The sequence below is a fragment of the Desulfovibrio sp. genome, from assembly GCF_035644575.1.
Classification (GTDB): domain Bacteria; phylum Desulfobacterota; class Desulfovibrionia; order Desulfovibrionales; family Desulfovibrionaceae; genus Desulfovibrio.
Map to the genome: position 1 here is coordinate 1 of NZ_DASQOG010000256.1, position 5504 is coordinate 5504.

General features: G+C 57.0%; 5 protein-coding genes. 3 read left to right on the forward strand and 2 right to left on the reverse strand.

Annotation, left to right across the window (positions count from 1 at the left end):
* Positions 1 to 132 precede the first annotated feature (132 nt).
* Genes VEZ52_RS14365 through VEZ52_RS14375 form a run of 3 tightly spaced genes read left to right on the forward strand, consistent with a single transcriptional unit; the run spans position 133 to position 2255 of the window.
* Positions 133 to 825, forward strand: coding sequence for an amino acid ABC transporter permease (locus tag VEZ52_RS14365; RefSeq protein ID WP_323389953.1), 693 nt, complete (start codon positions 133 to 135; stop codon positions 823 to 825).
* Positions 826 to 827: 2 nt separating this feature from the next.
* Positions 828 to 1586: an amino acid ABC transporter ATP-binding protein gene (locus VEZ52_RS14370; protein ID WP_324837422.1), complete on the forward strand. Its 759-nt coding sequence runs from the start codon at positions 828 to 830 to the stop codon at positions 1584 to 1586.
* Entirely contained in the window at positions 1587 to 2255 is a 669-nt protein-coding gene (locus VEZ52_RS14375) for an amino acid ABC transporter permease (RefSeq protein WP_192112456.1), read from the forward strand.
* Positions 2256 to 2363: 108 nt separating this feature from the next.
* Here VEZ52_RS14375 and VEZ52_RS14380 read toward each other — a convergent pair whose 3' ends face one another.
* Together VEZ52_RS14380 and VEZ52_RS14385 are read right to left on the reverse strand one after the other, a co-directional pair.
* Positions 2364 to 2711 (reverse strand): DVU0772 family protein, encoded by a 348-nt coding sequence (locus tag VEZ52_RS14380; RefSeq protein ID WP_298995751.1) that lies wholly within the window; start codon positions 2709 to 2711, stop codon positions 2364 to 2366.
* A 74-nt stretch (positions 2712 to 2785) separates the two neighbouring features.
* The coding region (locus VEZ52_RS14385) for a hypothetical protein (protein ID WP_324837423.1) at positions 2786 to 5504 on the reverse strand (2719 nt) is incomplete at its 5' end.

Consider the following 5504-nt stretch of genomic DNA (forward strand, 5'->3'; position numbering starts at 1 on the left):
CCGACCCCTACTGGAAAGAACTGCAGCAGAAATACCTGAGCAAATAACGGACGCGCAAGCGCCCACACGTCAAGCGCGAACCGCCTGCAACCCGGACGGTTCGCGCTTGTGCGGAAAAGGCACCCTCCATACATGAATTCATTGCTTGTGGTATACAACGCCCTGCCCTCCATTCTGTCCGGCAGTCTGGTTACGGTGGGCAACGTCACCCTGTCGCTGACAATGGGTCTGCTGCTTGGCGTGCCCATGGCCGTGGCCCAGGTTTATGGCGGCCCCTGGCTGCGACGGCTGGTGGCGTTGTATGTTTGGTTTTTCAGAGGTGTGCCCATCTTGGTGCTGCTGTTCCTCTGCTACGGCCTGTTCATCAGCATCGGTATTTCCATTGATCCCTTTTTCATCTGCTGCATCGTTCTTGGCAGCACCAGCACGGCCTACCAGTCGCAGATTTTCAGGGGCGCTATCGAAAGCCTGCCCCACGGGCAGCTCAATGCCGCGCGTGCTCTTGGCATGCGCGAAAGCACGGGCATCTGCTCCATTATCCTGCCTCAGGCCATGCGGCTCTCCATCCCTGGCTGGGCCAACGAATTTTCTATTCTCCTCAAGGATTCGGCCATCTGCTTTGTGCTCGGCACGCAAGACATCATGGCCCGCACCTCGTTTGTGGCGGCCAGGACGCATGAGCATCTGGCCCTCTACGCCACAGCGGGCGTGCTGTATTTTGTGCTGACGCTGGTGGTGCTGAAACTGTTGCGTCATCTGGAACAAAAAATCCATGTACCCGGCTATTCCTCAGGGATCGGCATGGAAGGCATGGGTATGGGATAAGCATGAGCGTGGATCAACAAGCGGTATTGCAGGTCAATGGCATTTCCAAGATGTTGGGCGGCAAGCCCATTCTGGATAATTGCAGTCTCACGGTGAACCGGGGCGAACTCAAGGTGCTCATCGGGCCTTCCGGCGCGGGCAAGAGCACGTTTCTTCAAAGCATCAACTGCCTTATCCCCCCGGATTCCGGCGAGATTTATCTTGAAGGCAAGTTGCTCAACCGCACGGACAAGGCCGCACTGTGCGCCTTTCGCGCTCAGGTTGGCATGATCTTTCAGGATTTCAACCTGTTTGATCACCTTACCGCCGAAGAAAACGTGGCCATAGCCCTGCGCAAGGTGCGCGGCATGTCAGCTGCCGATGCGCGCGCCCGCGCTCAGGAAGAACTTGCCCGTGTGGGCCTTGCCCGCCGCGCAAGCCTGTACCCGGCGCAGCTCTCTGGCGGCCAGAAGCAACGCGTGGCCATGGCCCGCGCCCTCGCCATGGATCCCAAGGTTATTCTGCTTGATGAGCCGACCTCGGCTCTCGACCCCGAACTTGTGGGCGAAGTGCTTGCCGTTATTCGCGATCTCGCCAGCGGCGGCATGACCATGGTCATGGCAACGCACCAGATGGATTTTGCCCGTGCTCTTGCCACCGAAATTATTTTCATGGAACACGGCAAGCTCATTGAACAGGGCTCACCCGCCGTACTGCTGGCCGAAGGGTCAAACACGCGTACCCGCGATTTTTGCCAGCGTCTGCTGGAGATGGGGGCCTAAGTGCTGGACGCGGCCTTTTTCAGCAACGAACTGCTGCCAGCCCTGAACCGTGGGTTGCTGGTTTCGATTGCGCTCATTATCCCAGCCGGGAGCCTCGGCTTTGTGGGCGGCGTGCTCCTGGGCTGCGCCCGCGCTTTTGGGCCGCGCTGGCTGCGCCGCCTCGGCAACGGTTACACCTCGCTGATACGCGGTGTGCCCCTGGCCGTGCAACTGATGATGATCTATTACGCTCTGCCCAAGCTTGGCATATTCTTTTCGCCCTTTGGCGCGGCCCTGACCAGCTTCACACTCTGCACAGCCGCCTATCAGTCGGAATACGTGCGGGGCGCGCTGCTTTCCATCCGGCAGGGGCAGGTGCGCGCCGCCCAGGCGCTTGGTTTCAGCCAGTGGCAGACAGTCTCGTGGATAATTATTCCTCAGGCAGCCAGGCGCGCCCTGCCCGGCTGCGGCAATGAGATCATCTATCTTATCAAGTACAGTTCGCTGGCCTATCTGGTTACGTGCCTTGAGCTCATGGGCGAAGGCAAAGTTGTGGCCTCTGACACATTTCGCTTCACAGAAGTCTTTATCGCTGTGGGCGCGTACTATCTGGCAATGGTCACTCTGGCGACGTTTCTGCTGCGCTGGCTTGAAGACAGATACCGTATCCCCGGCTTTGGAGCGCGCTAACGCCGCCTCTTTGACTTTTTTCCCTGTCACGAGAAAGGCCCGCTTTACGCGGGCCTTTTAACATTTTTTTGTATCTTTGGGCACTTCAGGGGCACCCTGCGCTGGACATCAATCCTGTCCAAGCTCCTTTTTGAGCCAGGACTTCACTTCGGGCGTGGGTTCGCTTATGCCGCGCCATGAGCCGTGAACCTTGCGATAGTCTTCCATCAGACCCGCAGGCAGAGGAACGGTAATCAGATCGTCCGCCCTTTCAGAATTGCGCTTCACAAGCCGGATAACAGGCGGTTCCTGCCAGCTGTCCACCACAAAGTAGTGGGAAACGTCTTCCTTGGATCGAACCGGCGGGTATTCTGAGTGCCAGTCGTTATTTCCCCACTCCAGATACATGGTAACTGCGTGTTCGGGGCTGAGGTTCCAATCTATATTGTAAAGAGAAAAATCCTTCAGGGATGTCATGGCTTCCTCCTTGAGTGCTTGATTTATTAATAACAATTATTGATAAATTATGCAAGAGGCTGGCCTTAGTTTAACTACTTCTTCCCCGCTTGCTCCGCGTCCTTCTTTTTCTGGGCGCGATCCGCCTCAAGCCGACGTTGGTGACGAATACGCTCAAGCCGGGTTTGCTGCGCCTGCTCTCGCTGTTGGCGCGCCTCCTCAAGCAGGCGCTCACGCTTGCGGTCAAACACAATCGTCGTGCGCAGGGCCGCAGTCCCCAGAGAAACCATGGTCACAATGAGAATCAGAATTTTCTGGATCGACCATGGCTCGGAGCCGAGAATATCCCGCAACCAGCCCAAGTGCAGCGCTTCGCCCCAAAAATAGACCACCGGCACCGCAACAAAACAGAGCAGCAGCCCCAAGGCCTCCAGCCACATGAATGTTTTGAGCAGGGTAAGTCCAAAAAGAGTACCATCGCGCACCATTCGCAAAAATTGCAGGCGCTTGCGCAGACTGCGTAACAATTCCGCAAGGTGGGGAGTTTCGCTCTGGGCGCGCTTGAAGGCTTCGGCCTCCTTGAAGTTGCACGAAAATGCCCGGTTGATGATGCCTGCGCTCTCGTTAAATTCCTGGCTGAACTCCCGCAGGGCCGCAGGAAAGGGGAACCAGGAGGCTTCATCCCGAATTTCCTGCAGAATATCAAGATAGTACTTGTACCGATTGCGGAGGTCTTCAACTTCGCGGGCTATGCAGTCTTCCATCTCCCTTTCCAGGTTGGGCCGCTCTGCCACGACCTTGAGGTAGGCAAGATAGTTATTGATATTGGCGAGGGTTTCCAGTTCACGCACCTTTTCGCCAAGTTGCAGCTGCACGGGATGTTCCGGCGCAAACCAGGCATTGATGCGGGCACTGATCTCGTTGACGCGAACCCGGTCGGCATCTGCGCATTTTTTGGCCTCTGTCCACAGGTCATACAGGGCTGATAGGATCAGCAGGCGGCCACGCTCAAGTGCCGGATCTATGAGAACCCTGTTGAAGTACGATGGCTCCTCACGGATGAGCGTTATAAGCTGATCCAGAATAGGCTCGCAAAAACCCATTTTTACCTGGCAGACAATTTCGCGGTACTTGACCTCGCGCCACTGGGGCATGACGCGCCAAATTTGTGAATACTGTTCTATGGCCTGAGAAAACTGCCCTTGTTCTTCCGCCAGACGTGCAAGAAAAAATTCTGTCCAGGCCTGCAGGGCGGGCGACGGCGTAAGCACCGCCGCATTGCGGAACGCCGCTTCCGCACGGGGATAATCGTTGCGCTCAATGTGGGCAAAAGCCTGCACCATATGCAGACGCGGATCGCGCTGATGCCTGGAAATTGCCTGACTTATTCTTTTTTCCATCTCCGACATTTCAGCCGGAGACGTGGCAATGAGCTTGTCCAGCAGATCCCAGGCGGGGCTGTCATCCTTGGTGGGGACGGCTTCGTGGGGCTCCGGCTCGCGCATGCGGTAAAGCCAGTGCCTCGGCACGTTGCGCAACTGGCAGGCAGAATTGATTTCAAGCACGGCGCGCAGCACCGCAGCGGCATCGTCTTCGCCGCCAAGCACTGCTCCGTAGCCGCCTGCACCTTTTTCCGTCAGCGTCATTTCTATGCTGCGGAACCCTTCATTGATGGCTTCAAGATCCAGCTGCCCGATTTTTTCCCACACTTCCTGACTGTTGGAGGCAGGCCCAAAACGCGTGGGGCATTCTGACGAATCGTGGCTGTGAATACCGCAATAAACGCAGCCCATGCCAGAGGGGCTGGGCGATGTGAGGCGGCTTGGCATCAACAGCGCAATAGACCTGCCGCTGAGGCTGTTTTCGTCCAGCATCACGTTGCACCAGCTGTCCATGGCCATCTGCTCGCCGGTAAAGCGCAGATCGCGAACAGTAAAGCCCTCCCCCAGCAGGTAGGCATTGCGATAGCTCAGATAGGGGAAATCCGGCATGAGATTATCCCACTGCAAGCCTATTTTCTTGGGCAGATCCGCGTTGAAATTCAGGTTGTTGCGGTCGGCAACCACGCTTACGCAGGGCCAGTAGCCCGCAGCTTCGTTTTTTTCCTTGTCAAAGCTGTGCAGATAGTCGCGCATGAAGGTGCGCAACATTTGCAGGTTGTCTATGGCAATCATCATGAACGTATTGTCCACGATGGATTTGATCTTGTGCTTTTGCAGCAGGGCTTCTAGCCGCTTGAACATGGACGTCCAGCCGACCTGATAGGCCTTGTCCAGCGGGCTGCCCAAGGGGTGCAGCAGGGCAAACCACGATTGAGTGGAGGCATAGGGCATGCGCACGTCAACCGTCATGGAGGCCCAGTCCACACCCGCCATGCCCTGCCGCCCGGAACGGCGCTCAAAGGTTATGCCGGGCAGGCCTTTTTTACCCTCGCGGCTCTTGGGATGGATCCAGATTTCAAGGGCATCGGTCACGACGATCTGCTGGGCCTGCAAGGCGCCGTCCAGCAGCAGATTGACCTCGCGCTTGCGCCCGAACTGCAACCGGCCCGGGAACAGTTCAATGGCTACGGGCAATTCGTTAAAATTGCCCCACACCATCAGCCGGGCCAGAGCCAGAAACACGTCGTCAGTAAAGAAGAACCAGATTGACTGTTCTGCTTCTTCTCCCACAAGCATGCCGCCATAATTCAGCAGCGTCTGGCCTACGGCGGGGGCGAGCCTGTCGTGCCAGCTCACCCACACCACATGGCCCATGGTGCTCATGCGCACATCAATATTGCCCGGCAGGCGTGAGAGTAACTGCGATAAATGC

Coding starts and splice junctions, on each gene's coding strand:
- VEZ52_RS14370 (WP_324837422.1), top strand. CDS start 828: ATGAGCGTGGATCAACAAGCGGTATTGCAGGTCAATGGCATTTCCAAG.
- VEZ52_RS14365 (WP_323389953.1), top strand. CDS start 133: ATGAATTCATTGCTTGTGGTATACAACGCCCTGCCCTCCATTCTGTCC.
- VEZ52_RS14380 (WP_298995751.1), bottom strand. CDS start 2,711: ATGACATCCCTGAAGGATTTTTCTCTTTACAATATAGATTGGAACCTC.